The 16,514-nt window shown below is 60.6% G+C and carries 21 protein-coding genes; 8 read left to right on the plus strand and 13 right to left on the minus strand.

Translation table 11 applies throughout. The features are described 5' to 3' along the window. Positions 1-2: 2 nt before the first annotated feature. The 3 genes from F1609_RS12045 to F1609_RS12055 are packed head-to-tail and all read left to right on the plus strand — an operon-like array spanning position 3 to position 2,714. Positions 3-1,139, plus strand: coding sequence for an NAD(P)/FAD-dependent oxidoreductase (locus F1609_RS12045; RefSeq protein WP_167076668.1), 1,137 nt, complete (start codon positions 3-5; stop codon positions 1,137-1,139). Next, positions 1,129-1,392, plus strand: coding sequence for a 2Fe-2S iron-sulfur cluster-binding protein (locus tag F1609_RS12050; protein WP_167076669.1), 264 nt, complete (start codon positions 1,129-1,131; stop codon positions 1,390-1,392). The genes F1609_RS12045 and F1609_RS12050 overlap by 11 nt, the downstream gene beginning before the upstream one ends. Continuing rightward, positions 1,389-2,714 carry an NAD(P)/FAD-dependent oxidoreductase gene (locus tag F1609_RS12055; RefSeq protein WP_167076670.1) on the plus strand — a complete coding sequence of 442 codons (1,326 nt, stop codon included), beginning with the start codon at positions 1,389-1,391 and terminating at the stop codon, positions 2,712-2,714. The genes F1609_RS12050 and F1609_RS12055 overlap by 4 nt, the downstream gene beginning before the upstream one ends. Here F1609_RS12055 and F1609_RS12060 read toward each other — a convergent pair. Further along, positions 2,711-3,256, minus strand: coding sequence for a hypothetical protein (locus F1609_RS12060; protein WP_167076671.1), 546 nt, complete (start codon positions 3,254-3,256; stop codon positions 2,711-2,713). The genes F1609_RS12055 and F1609_RS12060 overlap by 4 nt on opposite strands. 352 nt (positions 3,257-3,608) lie before the next feature. Here F1609_RS12060 and F1609_RS12065 point away from each other — a divergent pair, with 352 nt between their 5' ends. The 4 genes from F1609_RS12065 to F1609_RS12080 all read left to right on the plus strand — a co-directional run bounded on the left by F1609_RS12065 (position 3,609) and on the right by F1609_RS12080 (position 6,126). Then, the gene (locus tag F1609_RS12065) at positions 3,609-3,935 is read left to right on the plus strand and encodes a KGG domain-containing protein (protein WP_167076672.1); all 327 of its coding nucleotides are present in this window, start codon (positions 3,609-3,611) and stop codon (positions 3,933-3,935) included. Between the two features lie 115 nt (positions 3,936-4,050). Continuing rightward, entirely contained in the window at positions 4,051-4,452 is a 402-nt protein-coding gene (locus F1609_RS12070) for a hypothetical protein (RefSeq protein WP_243491750.1), read from the plus strand. An 85-nt stretch (positions 4,453-4,537) separates the two neighbouring features. After that, a complete protein-coding gene (locus tag F1609_RS12075; protein WP_167076673.1) occupies positions 4,538-5,659 on the plus strand; it encodes a M14 family metallopeptidase in 1,122 nt (373 codons plus the stop codon). A gap of 2 nt (positions 5,660-5,661) precedes the next feature. After that, entirely contained in the window at positions 5,662-6,126 is a 465-nt protein-coding gene (locus F1609_RS12080) for a CYTH domain-containing protein (protein WP_167076674.1), read from the plus strand. 112 nt (positions 6,127-6,238) lie between these two features. On the opposite strand, the gene F1609_RS34205 is transcribed toward F1609_RS12080, so the two are convergent. Together F1609_RS34205 and F1609_RS12090 are read right to left on the minus strand one after the other, a co-directional pair. Then, positions 6,239-7,303, minus strand: coding sequence for a hypothetical protein (locus F1609_RS34205; RefSeq protein ID WP_196785430.1), 1,065 nt, complete (start codon positions 7,301-7,303; stop codon positions 6,239-6,241). A 49-nt stretch (positions 7,304-7,352) separates the two neighbouring features. Then, positions 7,353-7,883 carry a hypothetical protein gene (locus F1609_RS12090; protein WP_167076675.1) on the minus strand — a complete coding sequence of 177 codons (531 nt, stop codon included), beginning with the start codon at positions 7,881-7,883 and terminating at the stop codon, positions 7,353-7,355. A 128-nt stretch (positions 7,884-8,011) separates the two neighbouring features. On the opposite strand from F1609_RS12090, the gene F1609_RS12095 reads away from it, so the two are divergent. Further along, positions 8,012-8,719: a hypothetical protein gene (locus tag F1609_RS12095; RefSeq protein ID WP_167076676.1), complete on the plus strand. Its 708-nt coding sequence runs from the start codon at positions 8,012-8,014 to the stop codon at positions 8,717-8,719. 176 nt (positions 8,720-8,895) lie between these two features. Here the strand turns inward: F1609_RS12095 and F1609_RS12100 are convergent, their stop codons facing one another. From F1609_RS12100 to F1609_RS12140, 10 genes are all read right to left on the minus strand, one after another. Then, entirely contained in the window at positions 8,896-9,315 is a 420-nt protein-coding gene (locus F1609_RS12100; protein WP_167076677.1) for a DUF2177 family protein, read from the minus strand. 99 nt (positions 9,316-9,414) lie between these two features. Further along, positions 9,415-10,386, minus strand: a complete 972-nt coding sequence (locus F1609_RS12105) for a WD40/YVTN/BNR-like repeat-containing protein (protein WP_167076678.1) — start codon at positions 10,384-10,386, stop codon at positions 9,415-9,417. Positions 10,387-10,479: 93 nt separating this feature from the next. Next, positions 10,480-11,625 (minus strand): hypothetical protein, encoded by a 1,146-nt coding sequence (locus tag F1609_RS12110; RefSeq protein WP_206752954.1) that lies wholly within the window; start codon positions 11,623-11,625, stop codon positions 10,480-10,482. A 13-nt stretch (positions 11,626-11,638) separates the two neighbouring features. Beyond that, positions 11,639-11,902 carry a hypothetical protein gene (locus F1609_RS12115; protein ID WP_167076680.1) on the minus strand — a complete coding sequence of 88 codons (264 nt, stop codon included), beginning with the start codon at positions 11,900-11,902 and terminating at the stop codon, positions 11,639-11,641. A gap of 146 nt (positions 11,903-12,048) precedes the next feature. Next, positions 12,049-13,017, minus strand: coding sequence for a beta propeller repeat protein (locus F1609_RS34540; RefSeq protein ID WP_167076681.1), 969 nt, complete (start codon positions 13,015-13,017; stop codon positions 12,049-12,051). 133 nt (positions 13,018-13,150) lie between these two features. Beyond that, on the minus strand, positions 13,151-14,176 hold the full coding sequence (locus F1609_RS12125; RefSeq protein WP_167076682.1) for a hypothetical protein: 1,026 nt from the start codon (positions 14,174-14,176) through the stop codon (positions 13,151-13,153). Positions 14,177-14,343: 167 nt separating this feature from the next. After that, complete coding sequence (locus F1609_RS34545; protein WP_229421838.1) at positions 14,344-14,484, minus strand: hypothetical protein; 141 nt, start codon at positions 14,482-14,484, stop codon at positions 14,344-14,346. Then, positions 14,433-14,753 carry a contractile injection system protein, VgrG/Pvc8 family gene (locus F1609_RS12130; protein WP_229421839.1) on the minus strand — a complete coding sequence of 107 codons (321 nt, stop codon included), beginning with the start codon at positions 14,751-14,753 and terminating at the stop codon, positions 14,433-14,435. Before F1609_RS12130 ends, F1609_RS34545 begins: the two co-directional genes overlap by 52 nt. Positions 14,754-14,824: 71 nt before the next feature. Beyond that, positions 14,825-15,229 (minus strand): thioredoxin family protein, encoded by a 405-nt coding sequence (locus F1609_RS12135; protein ID WP_167076683.1) that lies wholly within the window; start codon positions 15,227-15,229, stop codon positions 14,825-14,827. Next, positions 15,226-16,290: a HEAT repeat domain-containing protein gene (locus F1609_RS12140; protein ID WP_167076684.1), complete on the minus strand. Its 1,065-nt coding sequence runs from the start codon at positions 16,288-16,290 to the stop codon at positions 15,226-15,228. Before F1609_RS12140 ends, F1609_RS12135 begins: the two co-directional genes overlap by 4 nt. Positions 16,291-16,514: the final 224 nt, after the last annotated feature.

Raw genomic sequence — 16,514 nt, forward strand, 5'->3', positions numbered from 1 at the left:
GCGTGGCGCGCGCATACGATGCGATCGTGGTCGGCGCCGGCATCGTCGGCGCGGCCTGCGCGCTGGCGCTGCGCGCCGAAGGCATGGCGGTGGCGCTGGTCGATGCCGCCACGCCGGGAGCGGGCGTCACGGCGGCCGGCATGGGCCACCTTGTGGCGCTCGACGAGAGCAGCGACGAGCTGGCGCTGTGCCTGATGTCGCTGCGGCTGTGGGACGCCTTCATGCTGGCGCATCCCGGCGTGGGCGAGCCGGCGCGCTGCGGCACCTTGTGGGTGGCCGAGGACGAGCATCAGCTGCTTGAAGCGCAGCAGCGCGCGGAGCGGCTGTGCGCGCACCATTACGACGCCGAAGCGCTCGATGGCGATCAGGTCGCGCGGCTGGAACCGGCTTTGCGGCGCGGCTTGTGCGGCGGCGTGCGCGTGCGCGGCGACAGCGTGGTGTATCCGCCGGCGGTGGCGCAGTTTTTGAGCGACCAGTTCACGCGCGCCGGCGGCGCCTTGCACCTGGGGCGGCGCGTGGCCGGCACGGAGCCGGGCGGGATAACGCTGGACGATGGCGAGCGCCTGGATGCACCGGTGCTGGTGGTGGCGGCCGGCGTGCAGTGCGCGCGCCTGATGCCGGAGCTGCCGATCTTTGCGCGCAAGGGACACCTGGCGATCACCGACCGCTATCCGGGCCGCCTGTCGCACCAGATCGTGAGCATGAATTACGGACAAAGCGCGGCCGGCGACGATGCGCTGGCGGTGGCCGCCAATGTGCAGCCGCGCGCCACGGGGCAGTGGCTGGTGGGTTCATGCCGCCAGGACGGGCGCACCGACAGCGCCATCGAACCGGCGGTGCTGGGGGCGGTGCTGCGCAGCGCGATCGCCTTGCTGCCCTGCCTGGCCGACATGCGCATCGTGCGCGCCTGGACCGGCATGCGCCCGGCCTCGCCCGATGGACGGCCGCTGATCGGCGCCCATCCCGGGCGGGCGGGCACGTGGCTGGCCTGCGGCCACGAAGGACTGGGCGTGACCACGGCGTTTGCCACGGCGCGCCTGCTGGCCGACCAGATCATCGGGCGCTCCAGCGAGATCGACGCGGCGCCGTATGCGCCAGCCCGTTTTGCGGCGTTGGCGGAGGTGCGCGATGGCGGGTAACCAGATTGTGGTGCAGGTCGATGGCCGGCCGGTGACGGTGGCCGAGGGTGTGAGCGTGGTGGCGGCGCTGGTGCTGGCCGATGCGCTGTGCACGCGCCGCTCGGTCAGGGGCGAGGCGCGCTTCGCCTTGTGCGGCATGGGCTACTGCCAGGAATGCCGGGTCAGTATCGACGGGCGGGCGCACCGGCTGGCCTGCCAGACTACTTGCCGCGCCGGCATGCTGATCGGCACCGGCGCTGGGGAGACGGCATGAGCGCGCCGCTTATCGTGCTCGGCGCCGGCCCGGCGGGGCTGGCTGCGGCGGAGGCGGCGTCCTCCTCGGGCCAGGCGGTGCTGCTGGTGGACGATAACAGCGCGCCCGGCGGGCAGATCTGGCGCGGCGGTCCGCAGCGCTGGCGCGACGCGCGCGCCAGCGTCTTGTGGGATGCCCTGCGGGCGCGCCCGCACGTCACCTTCATGGCTGGCGCGCGCGTGGTGGCGCCGGCCGGCCCGCAGGCGCTGCTGCTGGAAACGGCGGACGGCGCGCTGATCCAGCCCTGGGACAAGGTGATCGTGTGCAGCGGCGCGCGCGAGCTGCTGCTGCCGTTCCCCGGCTGGACCCTGCCTGGCGTGACCGGCGCGGGCGGCCTGCAGGCCCTGATCAAGGGCGGCATGGCGCTCGCCGGCAAGCGCGTGGTGGTGGCGGGCACCGGACCGCTGCTGCTGGCGGTGGCGGCCACCGTGCGCGAGCATGGCGGCGTGCTGGTCGCGCTGGCCGAGCATCGCACTAGCAGCGACCTGGCGCGTTTCGGGGCGCGGCTGGCGTTGGCGCACCAGGGCAAGCTGCTGCAATCGCTGCAACTGGCGGCGCGCCTGCGCGGCGTGCCGTACCTGCGCGGCGCGGGCATCGTTAGCGCCGAAGGAAGCGGGCGTCTGGAGCGGGTGCTGCTGCGCCAGCGTGGGCGCGACGAAGTGCTCGACTGCGATTTTCTGGCGTGCGGTTTCGGCCTGGTGCCGTCACTGGAACTGGGTACGCTGTTCGGCTGCGCGCTGGAGCAGGGCCGGGTGGTGGTCGACGCGGCACAGCGCACCAGCGTGCAGGGTGTGTGGGCGGCGGGCGAGTCGACCGGCATTGGCGGCGTGGACAAGGCGCTGGCGCAAGGGCGCATCGCCGGGCTTGACGCGGCGGGCATCGCCCCGCGTACGGCCGACCTGCGCGCGCGCGCCAGGGCACAGGCATTCGCTGAACTGCTGGCGCATTCCTTTGCACCGCTGCCAGCGCTGCGCGCGATGTGCACGGGGCCGACCATCGTGTGCCGCTGCGAAGACGTGGTGGCGGCCGACCTGGCGCCGCACACCGGCTGGCGCAGCGCCAAGCTGCAAACACGCGCCGGCATGGGGCCGTGCCAGGGCAGGGTGTGCGGGGCGGCCTGTGAATTCCTGCACGGCTGGGAAGCGCCGGGCTTGCGCCAGCCGGTGTTTCCAGCCAGCGCCGCGACCCTGGCGTTGCCGCAAGCGCAAACGCAAGCGCAAACGGAAAGGGTGGATACGGTTACCCGTGCCCACCCCGCATTACCGCAACAGCAGACTAATTAGTCGGGGGTGCCGTCGCTGCGGCGTCCCACATTGCTTTGCTGCGACTGGCGGCTGCCTTCGTCCAGGTCGGCCGACTGGCGGTTCTGGCGGTTCGACAGGCCGGTGTCGTCATCCATGTCCTCGTCGGCCGAGAGGCGTTTGCCGCCCGGGCTTTTCGGCATGCCGCCGGCGACATCGTTGGATTGATGCTGGCCTGGTACGCCTTGCTGCTGGCTGCCGGTTTGCGAGCCGCTGCGCTCCGTGCTTTGCTGGCCGATCTGCGCGCCTTGCTGCGCGCCGCCCTGCTGCTGTTTCGAGCCGCCCAGGCCGCCGGATTGCTGCGAGTCGCCCAGGCTGCCGGATTGCTGGGCGCCGCCAATACCGCCAGGTTGCGGCGAGCCTGGCAGGCGGTCGGACTGCTGCGAGCCGCCCAGGGTGCCCGATTGCTGCGATTGATTGAGCTTGTCTTTCTCGACTGTGCCGCCACGCGACGACGATTCCGATTTCTCGTTGCCGCCATTGCTGGATTGATTGTTCCCCTCGCTACGTTGGTTCGAGTTCATTGTTGATTCCTTTCCGAGTAGACACAAACATAGGGTGGCACCCGCCACTCGCGGAGGGACGGGGTTAGCGTCCAGGCCGTAAGCGGCGTTGCCAGGATTGGAATCATGCGCGTCCGTTCTCAAGCGCTGTATCGGAACACCGTCCGAGTCGGTGTAGGACAAGTTCCCTATAAAGCGTACCAACAGTGGCCGGGAGTCAGACTACTGATAGGAACTAGCCTGTTGTCCTACAAAGTCGATGCATCCTGTCCTATAGCCGCAGCGTTCCGCGCTGCTAAGATGGATTTGCTTGATCGCTCATCGGCGTGCAGCCGGTGGGGTCAGACAGAGGCACCAGCTAAAGGAGATGACCATGGCGTCAAATAACCAGGGCAACAAGCAAAGCGGTAGTCCGGGCAAGGGAACCAGCAACCGCGGATTTGCATCGATGGATCCCGAGCGCCAGCGTGAAATTGCCAGTGAAGGCGGCAAGGCGGCTCATCAGAAAGGCACGGCGCACGAGTTCACATCGGAAGAAGCGCGTCGCGCGGGCAGCATGAGTCACGGCAACCGGCAGGCGGCGCAGGCCGGTACGCGCAGTGGCACTTCAAGCGACGCACCCGGCGTCGATAAGGAGCAGGCCGGCAACAAGCAAAGCGCCAGCGGCGGCAGCAAGGCTGGCAGCGACAAGTCGCGCTGAGCCAGCCGGCACAGGGCGGGGAGCGGCGGCTCCCCGTTGGTAAGACGATTCACACAGGCAACCTGTGGGATGGGGTAGAATTGTTGCGCCAATTTAACAACCCCGAGGGAGTGTCGTGAAACAAGCAGTCATCCGCCAAGTCAAGAGCATGTATCTGTCATGCGATCCTATCGGTAATCTTTTATTGGCGAAGTTCTCGTTTGAAGGCGGCAAGGATGCCTGCGTGTTCATTCCGGCATCGGTCGTGTTCTGGCTGCTGGAACACTTGCCGGTGAACCAGGACCCGGAATTGCTGCCGCCGCCGAACTTGCCGCGCATCTACCAGGAAGACTGGGACGATGTGGTCAATCCGCGCGTGCTGAGCGTGCAGTGCAAGCAGTTTGACGACGCCATCCGCATGACCATGGAGCTCGACCGCGCGGCCAAGCTGACCGTGATCCTGAACCGCGCCAACGTGGAATTGATGCGCCAGATGATGGAAGGCTACCGCGGCGACCTGATGGACCTGGGTCTCTAAGCTCGCCGTTCGGCGTTGCCCGCCCACAAGCGGGCGGCATTTCGGTATGATGCTCTTCTTTGAGAACCAAAGACAAGGATCTGCCATGCCCATCAAAATCAGCCAGCATTTCGATTCCGGCGCCATCGACGTCGTGCAAGCCGACCAAGCCAGCCAGATCGACCTGAACCTGCGCTCCGACTCGCACGCCGACATCCACCAGTGGTTCCACTTCCGCCTGCAGGGCGCGCGCGGGCAGGCATGCACGATCCGCTTCCTGAACGCCGGCCAGGCGACCTACGCCGCCGGCTACCAGGGCTACCAGGTGGCGGCCAGCTACGATACCGAAAACTGGTTCCGGGTGCCGACCACCTTCGACGGCCAGGTCATGACCGTGACCCATACGCCCGAGCTCGACAGCGTGTACTACGCCTATTTCGAACCGTACTCGTGGGAACGCCACCTGCGCCTGCTGGGCGAAGTGGCCGAGAATCCGATTGCGCGCGTGCATGATATTGGCACCACGGTCGACGGCCGCGACATGAACATGGTGGTGATCGGCAATCCGTCCGCCGAAAAGAAAATCTGGGTCATCGCGCGCCAGCATCCGGGCGAAACCATGGCGGAGTGGTTTGTCGAAGGCATGATGGACGCGCTGCTGGACAATGCCAATCCGATTTCGCGCAAGCTGTTGCAAAATGCGGCGTTCTACATCATTCCGAACATGAATCCGGACGGTTCGGTGCGCGGCAACCTGCGCACCAATGCCGCCGGCGCCAACCTGAACCGCGAATGGATGACGCCGTCGGCCGAACGCAGCCCGGAAGTGCTGTGCGTAAAGCAAAAGATCCACGAAGTCGGCTGCGATATGTTCTTCGATATCCACGGCGACGAAGCGCTGCCGTACAACTTTGTGGCCGGTAACGAAATGCTGAACGATTTCACGCCGGAACGCGCCGCGCTGCAAAAGTCTTTCATCGAGAACTACATGGCGGCCAGCCCCGACTTCCAGAACGTGCACGGCTATGCGGCCAGCAAGTACAAGGAAGACATGCTGACCCTGGCGTCCAAATACATCGGCCATACCTTTAAGTGCCTGTCCTTGACCCTGGAAATGCCGTTCAAGGACAACGCCGACCTGCCTGATCCGTACACCGGCTGGAACGGTGCGCGCAGCAGCGAGCTGGGCGCGGCGATCCTGCAGCCGATCCTCAAAGCGCTGGGCTGATCGTGGGCGTCGAGATCGAACGCAAGTTCCTGCTCGCCGGCGACGCCTGGCGCACGCTGGGCGAGCCGGTGCTGTTGCGCCAGGGCTATCTGTCGACCGATCCGGACCGCACGGTGCGGGTACGGATCGAGGGCGGGCAGGGGACTTTGACCATCAAGGGGCGCAGCGAGGGCGCCACGCGCGGGGAGTGGGAGTATCCGCTTCCCCTGCATGACGCTAACGAACTGCTCGACCGCCTGTGCCAGCAGCCGATCATTGAAAAATACCGGCGCCGGATTACCTTTTCCGGCAATGTATGGGAAGTCGATGAGTTCCTCGGGGCGAATGCGGGCTTGATGTTTGCCGAAATCGAACTGGCGTCGGAAGACCAGGCGTTCGACAAGCCGGAGTGGATTGGCGAGGAGGTCACGCACGACAAGCGCTATTTCAATTCGAGCCTGATCCGGCTGCCGTTTTCGCAGTGGTGAGCGGGCGATAGGCACTGTTGATCCGGACGAGATGGCCGCGGCTTTATCGTCCGGATTGGTGGGGGAGGCGGACCTGCGCAAGGTGGTGTCGCAAAACGGGGACGCCGATTCCCTATTTCACTTCACTGTCCTCAAGATCCATTCCCGAAAAAAGAATCGTCCATCCATTTGCATCGAGCATTGCCGCGCCGTCGCGGCCACACACCAGCATTGTCGTACCGTCAGGCGAAACGTCGATGCGATGACTGTGATATGCCACGTCGGCAGGGACAGGGTGCTGCTTCGACATGTGGGCCTGAACCAGTTCGTTCCCCTCAAGGACGTACATGCCGTAGTCGTTGGCGCACCACAAAGTACCGTCGAACCATGCAGAATCGGCGAACGGAATGCTTAAGGGAACCGAGCAAACCACATCCCACTTTTTTCCATTCCCCTTCCAGAGCTTGCCGCGCAGGTCGGTGACATACACATCGCCATGCGGGCTGCAGGAAACAGTTACCAGGCGTAAATCGCCGGGAAATGCAAGTTGTGCCCATATTTTTCCATCGAAGTGCCAGACGATGCCCGCATCGCCGACAGCATACATATTGTTCTCCGAAACGCCGGCCAGATCGAAGAAAAATGATTGTCCGATCGCTTCAATGAGCTTTTTTCTGTCGGTGCCGGTGAATGCCGGTGGGATAGCTATGTCCGTGAGTTCTTTCCATTGTTGCCCGTTCAATCTTTCGAAGATCCGCAACGGCCCGCCGATTGCGTAGACTGTCGAGCCAACCCTGACGGTTTTCGTGATAACGGCATCAAATTCGTGTCCAGCGCTGTCGAATGGAATATCGCTTTCACTGCCTTTGTATGTTTTCGGTTTGTAGGCCCACACGCGGCGATACGAATCGGCCATGACAAACTCCGTTTGCCGCGGAACCCAGGCGCTGGCAATCGAGGAATGCGTCATGTTTTCCCCTTTGCGCACGTAGTAATTGGTTTCCAGCGGCGCATTCAGGCGAATGGCGACCAGTCTTGTTTCCCAGCCGTCGTCAATATGCCGATGTTCATTGTCCTCGACAAAAAGAAAGCCGATCCGTCCGTCTTCGAATCCGATCGTGCAATCGCGCACGAAAAACCCCTTGCCGACGCTCTCCCACGTCTTTTTATTAAATATCATTTCTTTTCTATTCATCATGACTGAGAGACCTGCAGAAAACGCGTTGGTGCACGATATCGTCGCTGCATTATCGTTCGGGCGCGCGAAGGCGGTCCCGCACCTGCGCCAGGTGGTGTCGATAGGCGCCCGAAGGCAGCACGAATACATGGGGGCGACTGCCACGCTCCTGGCCGTGCGCAGGACCAATGAAGATGTCGTGGCCGGGTAGCCGGATCAGCAGTGCCAGGAACCCGTCGAATGGTTCCGGCCCCCACGATACCGCACAGTGTTCGAAAGTCGATGTGGCCGGTTTGAGCTGGCGGGCAGCGTCGATGCCGAGGTCCGCCTGAACGGTATCGTAGCGTGCCGATGGAAACACCGCCTGCATCAACGCCGCATTCTGTGAAGGAGATTGCCGATCCAGCGAGTCGAGGTCGGATTCGATTGCGCTGGCGTAGGCGCCGGCGAGACAGGCGCTGTCCCGATGCGAAAAGGCGATGCCGTGAATGCGGAAGTCGACACTGTCCAGGAAAACCCATCGCTCGCTCCATGAACGCCGCATGCGGGTTGATAGCGGCGGATTGCGCACGTCCGTGCTGGCCCAGGCTTCCTGGGTCATGACAGGCAACGCTGGGCAGGATTGAAGGCTGATCGTTTGGGCTTTACATGTTGGTCACGCCACGACGAATTGTTGACGTAAAATAAACGATTTTCCCTGGCGCCTTGCCATTTCATGGAGTCGACTCGATGGTTTCTCATGTCCGTATTATTGCACTCGCCATCGCTGGCGCTGGGTTGATCTGCTTGCCTGCGCAGGCGCGAACGGTTAAATCGGCAGCGGCGAGCAGAATTGCGCTGCCGAATGCCCCTTTCTCGGTGCTGCCGGCCAAGGGGGTAATCAAACGTTACAAGCTGGTGTCGCTCCTGAGTCCCCTGGCGCAAAAGGAAGAAGACACGGTCAACGATTTTTTGGACGTGAAGGACGCGATTGTTTTTGAGGGGAACGTCAAACTGCGCGAGAATATTCACATGGCCTACGGATCTGCCAATGTCGTCCGCTCGGCATTCGAGCAGGCATTGATCGATGGCGACCGCCTGATCGTGATTCGGGGCGATCTTGATTGCCGCAAGTTGGACACCAGTGCGATGCATGGGGTATTCGTGCTGGGGAATGTGACTTGCGATACCGTTTGGCTGGGAATGTCCCCTTTTTACGTGAAAGGCAATTTGGTCGCCCGCACCTTGTTGGCCGGCAGCGCCGACGATGACGAAGGCTATGGCAACGAGGGCGAAACGCAGGTGCGGGTTGACGGCACGGTGTCGTCTCCCAAGGTCAGGACCTGGCATTTCGGGCTTGGGCATTTGAAATTCGCCGAGGGCTCGGCCGAGGAAGTCCAAGTGGAACGAGAGGACAGGGATGCAGCGGGACCATGTAGTTACACAAACGATTGTTAAGCCAGGGCGCCTGTAGGGTGGCCGGACGCCGGCCGCAGTGACGGGTTCGTCACCCAAGGTCCGGACCTGGTATTTCGCGCTCAGGCATCGAAATTTGCCAGCGATTCTGCCGAGGAAGCGCTGGTAGCGCAAATGTACCGGAACTCAAGCGGGCCGTGCCACGGCGACAAGGATTGCTAGTTGCTGGTGGCCAGCGGGTCGAGCTTGTCCAGACAGAGCTTGGCGGCCAGTACCGAGAGCGTGCTGGCAACGCAGCCCCAGGCGATGTCGATCAGGGCCACGCTGAGCGGCCAGTCGCGCAGGGTGGCGAGGTTGGACAGGTCGTAAGTGGCGTAGGCGACGGTGCCGAACAGGGCTGCGGCGGTGAGGGTGGTGCGCAAGGTGCGGCGCGGGCCGTGCGGGGCCAGGGCGAAGACCATCAGGCCGACCGCGTAGAGCAGGTAAAAGGCGATTGCCGGGCCGAAGCGCGGCTCGGCGGCCATGAGGTGGCCGATGCCGTCGGCGTAGATGTCCTTGGCGACGAAACCGAGCCAGAGCATGTCGAGCAAGACCATGCCGGCGATCAGGATAAGGTAGGGGAGCAGCAGTTTGCGCATGGTGGCGTGTGGGTGGGTAGAGTACAGCTGAGCATACGCGTTTCCACTATCGGCTGCCGCGCGGCATGTTGGCGCGGAGCTCCCTTTGCGCTCCGCGTGTCAGAATAGCTTGTGCCATTTCCCGTCTTGCTGACAGGCCGCGCCGCCATTGCCGGCAACGAGCAGGAGACCGTCATGCGTGGAGAGATGCCCTGAGCATGCCATGACGTCGCTATCGACATCCGCTGCTTCAAGTTTTTCATCGCTTATATTCCACAAGCCATATTCGCTGGTGCACCAGACCCGGTTGTCGAACCAGACCATGTCGTTGAAGGGGATCGTTAACTGTCCTTCGAACAGCCGGCGCCACGTTTGTCCCCGCCCTTTGAACGTGGTGCCGCCATACCCGCTGATGTAGACGTTTCCATCGCCTGCGCAGCATACCGAGCGAAGCGATATCGTGCTCGGAAAATCCACCTGTGTCCAGCTGGCGCCATCGAAATGCCAGACGTCGCCCTTTCCGCCAACGCAATAGATATCCGAAGCATTGAAACCGTCGATATCTTCAAAACCGGCCACCTGCCAGTCTTTATCATGGTCGAACGGCAGCTGCTGCATCAGCGGGACGGCATCGTTGCGATCCTTGCGCACGCCAACCGTTCGTCCTCCGCCGACCATGTAGACATGACCGTCAATCGTCCGGGATTTGACGATGCTGCCTCTGCGCATGCCGCCATTAGTCCAATCGCCGAGGCTGTCCTCCCATTCGGCCGTGCCGCCGCCGACCACGTAGACGTTGCCGTCTTTTTCGATGCCGACCAGCTGCTCCCTGGGTTGCCGCGCGACGCTCAATTGAAAATCGTAGGAATGATCAAACTCGATATGGCCCCAGCGTTCGGCAGGCGCCAGATTCCGGATGAAATACACGATGCGCCGGCGCAGCCAGCTATCTTCATCGTCTTCATCCCACTCTGCCAACTGCGTTTCGTCTTCCGACAAAGAAAAATAGAAAACGTCGGCCGACCGCACTTCGCAATCAATCATGACGAAACCGCTGATATTATTTTCGTACTGCCCGGATGAGATTTCCATTGATATTCGCTTGTCAAGTTGAGATTCTGGCGATGGACCCGGTGATCCAGGCGTGGCCACGACCTTCGACGGTTTCTCCTGGTTTCGATGGGCCTAGACGAAATCGAATGCGCTGAACAGCTGGCGCCATCCGGTTCCGTCGTGCAGACAGGCACCGTAGGGGCCTGCGGTCAGCAGGAACCTGCCGTCGGGACTGATATCGAGCCGGCCGCTCGTGGTGGCGTTCGGGGCGTCGGCTTCAACCTGCTTGAGCGGGATCAGCGCCTTGCGTGCTATATCAATTGTCCACAGCCCGCCATGACCGCCCAGGTAGAGACGCTGATTGAACCAGCATGCATCGACCGGCTGATAGCCCGGTGCAATGTCGGCCTCAGCGACGAGTTCCCATTGATCCCGTACGCCCGCCCACACCTTACCCTTTTTATCAGTCAGGTGGACCAGGCCGTCGCCGGCGCAACAGACGGTGTCGAGATCGGCATTCGTCGGAACCTGGCAATTGCGCCAGTGGTCGCCATCGAAATGCCAGACGTCGCCTTGTTCTCCAACGACATACATGTCGTTCTCGTTGAATGCACCCATGTCGGCCAAGCGAAAGTTCCGTGTGACTGACGATGTAGCGATGTCTGACGGCAAGGGAACTCCCTTGCCTTCCATGCCGAGTTCGATCCATTGCTCGGCTCCAATGCGGCGGTAAATTTTACGATAGTTACCGATCGCATAAATCGTCCCGGCCGCCCGCACAACTTTTGAGATGACGCCGACTCTGCCTTGAAACGTGCGCATATCGACCAGTTGATCAATGGGATGCTCCAGTCCCTTTTTCAGTGCGCTGGCCGAATACACCTGGCTGCAGGTGTCCACCGCAACGTATTCGGGTGGGCTGATGCTCGCCGCCATGGTGGCGAAGGTAAAATCGGCATTGATGTGCGCAGCCAGACGCCGATCGGGTATCTGGTCGATCGACATATTGATGAACCGTGTGATTGGACGTATATCCCGATCCGGTTTTTCTTCTACCAGCAGAAATCCAAACCCGTTTTCTCTGGGAATCGCACAATCATAGATCGTGTATCCCGAAAAGAAGGTGTTCCACGTTTCCTTGTTGATTATTTCATTCATGGCGCTTCTGTAAAATGGTGGAAGTATCGGCGCGTTGCGCGGCCGCTCATGGGTCGATTGCTCGCCGAAAATTAGTAAAATCGAAGGCGCTGAACAGGTAGCGCCATCCTTTTCCGTCATGGATGCAGGCGCCTTACAGGCCGGCAGTCAACATGGAATTTCCATCCGCGCTGATGTCAAGCCTGGCCGTCGCGATACGCGTCCACCCGTCGCTGCGGCCAGCCCAGACGCTGCCGTTTATTTCGGTGATGTAGACCAGACCATCGCCGGCGCAGCAGACGGTTTCGAGGCTGGCGTCGGTGGGGAATGGGCAGCTGTGCCATGCGGTTCCTTCGAAATGCCACACATCGCCGTCGCTGCCGACGGCGTACATGTCCGCGGCCGAAAATGCGCCCATGTCTCTAAAACCGGGCACCCTGAAAGCGGGGCTTGATCATACTCGTCACCGGGGAGGGGAACGCCCTTGCCCTCCAGGCCCAGTTCAGCGGTAGATCTGGTGGATCAACTTCCTGCAGTCGCTCCAGGCATCGAGCAGATCCGTGATTACTGTAGTGCCGAGCACAGAGGCGTCCATCTGGTTCCGTCGAAGACGATGGCACCGTACATTCCAGCAATCAACATTACTCCATCACCAACCGATAAGTTTCCGGAACACGCGCGCACCTCCGCCGGTAGGGCAGGATCTACTAATTTGCCATCGTCGATCGTCCAAATCCCGTAGTCGGACGTGCACCAAACCCGGTTTTGAAACCAGACCATATCCTGAAACGGCAAGGTCATATTGCCTTTGTGGATTAATTCCCACTTGCGATGTCGACCTTTCATGATAGAGCCGCTCTGTAGGCCGACATAGACACATCCATCGGCAGCGCAGCATATGGTCTCGATAGACATATTGGTCGGTAGCTGGCATTGTCTCCACCTTTCTCCGTCGTAGTGCCAAAGGTCGCCTTCGCCGCCACCTGCATAGATGTCCGACGCACTAAAGCCAGCGATGACGTCGAAGCCTTGGTTGGAACGGCCAAATTTGTTTCGCTCCGGAGTAGGGAGACTATGGTCCGCGAGTGTTTCCCACTGCCCAGGTGCGATCCGCCTGCACACCGATCTCCAGGCGCCGACCACGTACGCATACCCATCGATTGAAGCTACTGCGGTAGCGGACGTTGCCAAAGGTGAACCACGTTTTCCACGTGGGATCGAATCCTCGAAGCGGCTATATTCGCTGTTCATGACAGCGACGTCGCCGTCCAGTGCAACCATCACTGCGTGCTGTTCGGGGTATTGGACTGATGTCAGGCGCGCGAGATCGAAATACTCCGCATCGTATTCAGCGCATAGGATCTCTTCGTCATCATCCCCCAGGATGATGCTGATGAGCCGTTTGCGGGGAGCAGTGTCATTGTGTTCTACAAATTCAAGCAACACAAAGTAGAAGTGATTTTTTGTCGCCACCGCACATTTGTAGATGTAGTATCCCTCAAAAAATTTCCCCCAGCTTTCTTTGCTGATCACTGTAATTTCCTGTCTATTCTATATTCTTAAGTCGCGAGTGCTTCAATGTCGGGGCCGATGTCGGCTCGGTCGGCTTTCGCCCTTGTTCACGGCATGGCAGGTCGAACGACGATGGATCAGGCGCGAAGTTCGGTCAGGCATAGTCGAATGCGCTAAACAGCTGCCGCCATCCGGTACCATCGTGCAAGCAGGCGCCATACGGACCTGAAGTCAGCAGGAACTTTCCATCCAAACTGATATCGAGTCGGCCGCTCGTTGGCGCTTTGGGTGCGTCAGCTTCTACCTCTCCAAGCGGGATCACGACTTTTCGTTGTTCATCGATGGTCCAAAGCCCTCCGAAGCCGCCCAAATACAAGCGGTCGTTAAACCAGAATGAATCGACAGGTTGATATCCTGGTGCGATGTCTGCCTCAGCTACGCGTTCCCACCGTTCTTCTCTGCCGGCCCAGACGCTGCCATTTTTTTCCGAAATATACACCAGCCCATTGCTGGCGCAGCAAACTGTCAGCAAATCGGAATCCGTGGAAATAGGGCAATTACGCCATTGTCGGCCGTCGAAGCGCCAGATATCGCCGCGGTCACCGACGACATACATGTCGTCGTCAGAAAAGGCACTCATGTCCTTGAAATGAAGGGTAACCCAGACCGGCAGGGATGCGACATCGGATGGAAGTGGAACTCCCTTGTCTTCCGTGCCGAGTTCACTCCAGGTATCTGGACCACTGCGTCGGTATATCCGGCGGTAGTCGCCGAGAGCATATATTTTACCTGCCGCCCGGACTACCTTCGTAATGATTCCGATCTTTCCATCGATGGTATTCATATCGAGGATTTCGTCGATCGGAAGCTCCATGCCTTTTTTCAAAGCATTTGCCGAGTAAACCTGGCTGATGGTGTCTACTGCCACATACTCCGGTGGAGCCATGCTTGCCGCTATGCTTGAGAACTTGAACCGGGTGCTTACATGGACAGCAAAGCGCTGGTTGATCGGACGATCAAGCGACATGTTGATAAAACGTGTCATTGGAAGCGTGCCGCGCTCTGTTTTTTCTTCGACTAATAGAAACCCGAAGCTATTTTTTTTGGGAATGGCGCAGTCAGTTATCGTGTAGCCGGAAACAAATTCGTTCCACGTTTCATTGTCAAAAATATCATTCATCTAGTTTTCCAGAAATGTCGTCAACTGAGCCCACCCTATTTACGCAGACTGGTCCGCAATTCGATCGTTTTAGAACATGTACATGTTTCAATTACCCCGAGATACCTCTGTCCAGCCCGGTAATGTCCTCGATCTTTATAGTCGGATTCGTCGTACTGGCAGGCATCCTACATGACTGGATCGGGGCCGCCCACGCGGAACTCGCTCTTGCGCACGCCGTAGTCGCCGAAGATGTCGTCGGTCTGGTCCTTGACGGTCATGTTGTGGAACAGATAGTTGTCGCGGCGCAGGCGCAGGTAGGCATCCATGGCAGCAGGACCGTGTCGTAATAGACTTCGCCGCCGTCGGCGCGCACGCGGCGGAACTCGAACACGTAGCCGTTGAGGTAGTGCTTGCTGTTGTCTTCGCGCACCAGTTCGACGGTCGCCATCGTGCCCTGCACGTCCTTGAGGGCAATGTTCGGATGCTCGCTCAGGCACTCGACGGTGACGTGGAAGTCGCGCGACAGGCCTTCCACCGAGTCGAAGGGAGGGCACGAGCCTGGCGGGCCTCCGTTCGGAAAGCTCAGACGCAACAAGTTGTTGCTTGGATCTAAAGCCGAAGGCCCCCTATTTTTACTTTTCTCCGGTCACTCTTCGATCGCGGCCACTACGTCGCCCAGTCAACCGACATCAAACGTGCTCGGATATCTGGTAGGGCAGCTTGCTCGATACGCAGTGACTGTGTCAGCAAGTCGGCCAGCGCAGGTAAGGTAAGCCGACTGGGAACGAGAGCGTGAGTCAGCTGAGCGCCTCTGTAGCTGACCAGCAGTGGAAGATTCTCGGGAATGAAGTCGTCCAGGAACTCGGCGTGGTCTTCAAGATCAAGCCAGAGCCAGATGTCGTTTTCCCCGCCGTGTTCCGCAGCCAGGGACTCGAAGACCGGCTTGAGTGTGCGGCAGGTTTCGCACCATCCGGTGGCGCCGATGATCAATGTCAGGCGCGCGGATGCCGCGTTCAGGCGCGTGGCTATGGCGGCGGCGTCGGTCCAGGGGTCGAGCAGGGGGGGACTCATGCTGCCGCCCGTGCGGTAAACATGTCGTGCAGCGTGTTCATGGCGATTCTCTGTTCTGTGGTGGATGCCCGCACGTTGATGCGGACGGTTGACTGCGCGTGGTTGAGCATCTGCGCAGCCATGGCGCGAATGGCTTGCGGTGCGTTTTCGAGCAGGTCGAGGGCGGTTTTTGCACCCATCTCGCGGCCGAGCAGTACGCGTTTTCCGCGAGAGGCAAGGTGCGGGCTGGCGGCGGTTGCGGCCCTGACCGCAGCCTGATCCGCTTGAGGGTGCCCGCTGTCGGCGTCGAGCCGGGTTTCGGTAATCAATTGATCAGGGTCCAGACTCGCCGGATCCGGCTCTGGTAAGGCCAGTCCATTGGCGTTCAGATCGATTCCGGTCAGTGTTTGCCATACCCAGCCGGCGTATCGGCCCACATTTTCATCGGATAGCTGATCGATGACGAAGGGGAGGTGGGCCAGGTCCCCATGCCAGAGTGCGAAGGTGAGGGCGATGCGGGGTGGGAGCTGTGCCAGAAGATCGTTGGCTTCAGGGGCACCAATTGGCGTGAGCCAGGCAAGCTCGCGTACCCACCGTTGAAGGCGCCGGCTGGCTTGGGCGCGGATGGCACCGGTTGCATCGCTGTAAAGGCTGGCTTGCATCAGCACGCTTTGAAGCAGAACTGGATGCGCCGCCTCCATGTCGCCTAGCTTGCCCAACGCGATGGATGCTTCGGTATGCACTTGTAGATCAGGGTCGTTCAATGCCTCGCGAAGCAGGGGGATAACGAGTCCCGGTTGCCCTGCGACGACGCAAGCGCGGCAGGCAGCTGCGCGTATATGCGCGTTTTGGGATTGTAAGTAAATGGGCAGTGGAACATTCAACTGGGTAACAGCGATAGTGCCCCGTAGCGCCGCCGCTCGCAATAAAATGACTTGGGCGGCAGGAGCGGAGTTAATGACCGACCAGTTACGGGCAATAGCGATATAAAGCTCAGCGGTGCAGGCGGCTAGTGCAGAAATTGCCCCGCGTACAAGCTGGTCTGGACGTCGGCTAACCAGTTTAAGCAGGTCCTCCAGCATACAAACATCGTCCGAGCGCAGTGCTAGCCACGTGCAGCTAAATGCCTCCCCGGGCTTGTGCCAGCGTTCTAATGCGGTGACCGACTTATTCCATCCAGTTGGCCCAGCTGTTTTTAGTCCATCCAGATGAGCTTCAAGCAATCGGTTGAAGTGCTCCAGTCGGTCCAACTTGACGTTGGGAGAGTGGAGTGTCCAGTCGAGTTGGGACCAATAAAACGCTGCAT

The organism is Massilia aquatica, assembly GCF_011682045.1.
GTDB classification, from domain to species: Bacteria; Pseudomonadota; Gammaproteobacteria; order Burkholderiales; family Burkholderiaceae_D; genus Telluria_A; species Telluria_A aquatica.

Coding starts and splice junctions, on each gene's coding strand:
- F1609_RS12090 (WP_167076675.1), bottom strand. CDS start 7,883: ATGACCCAGGAAGCCTGGGCCAGCACGGACGTGCGCAATCCGCCGCTA.
- F1609_RS12050 (WP_167076669.1), top strand. CDS start 1,129: ATGGCGGGTAACCAGATTGTGGTGCAGGTCGATGGCCGGCCGGTGACG.
- F1609_RS12125 (WP_167076682.1), bottom strand. CDS start 14,176: ATGAATGATATTTTTGACAATGAAACGTGGAACGAATTTGTTTCCGGC.
- F1609_RS12105 (WP_167076678.1), bottom strand. CDS start 10,386: ATGGAAATCTCATCCGGGCAGTACGAAAATAATATCAGCGGTTTCGTC.
- F1609_RS12140 (WP_167076684.1), bottom strand. CDS start 16,290: ATGCTGGAGGACCTGCTTAAACTGGTTAGCCGACGTCCAGACCAGCTT.
- F1609_RS12115 (WP_167076680.1), bottom strand. CDS start 11,902: ATGGGCGCATTTTCGGCCGCGGACATGTACGCCGTCGGCAGCGACGGC.
- F1609_RS12095 (WP_167076676.1), top strand. CDS start 8,012: ATGGTTTCTCATGTCCGTATTATTGCACTCGCCATCGCTGGCGCTGGG.
- F1609_RS34545 (WP_229421838.1), bottom strand. CDS start 14,484: ATGGATGCCTACCTGCGCCTGCGCCGCGACAACTATCTGTTCCACAAC.
- F1609_RS12100 (WP_167076677.1), bottom strand. CDS start 9,315: ATGCGCAAACTGCTGCTCCCCTACCTTATCCTGATCGCCGGCATGGTC.
- F1609_RS12135 (WP_167076683.1), bottom strand. CDS start 15,229: ATGAGTCCCCCCCTGCTCGACCCCTGGACCGACGCCGCCGCCATAGCC.
- F1609_RS12065 (WP_167076672.1), top strand. CDS start 3,609: ATGGCGTCAAATAACCAGGGCAACAAGCAAAGCGGTAGTCCGGGCAAG.
- F1609_RS12110 (WP_206752954.1), bottom strand. CDS start 11,625: ATGACGGAAAAGGATGGCGCTACCTGTTCAGCGCCTTCGATTTTACTA.
- F1609_RS12060 (WP_167076671.1), bottom strand. CDS start 3,256: ATGAACTCGAACCAACGTAGCGAGGGGAACAATCAATCCAGCAATGGC.
- F1609_RS12075 (WP_167076673.1), top strand. CDS start 4,538: ATGCCCATCAAAATCAGCCAGCATTTCGATTCCGGCGCCATCGACGTC.
- F1609_RS34205 (WP_196785430.1), bottom strand. CDS start 7,303: ATGATGAATAGAAAAGAAATGATATTTAATAAAAAGACGTGGGAGAGC.
- F1609_RS12055 (WP_167076670.1), top strand. CDS start 1,389: ATGAGCGCGCCGCTTATCGTGCTCGGCGCCGGCCCGGCGGGGCTGGCT.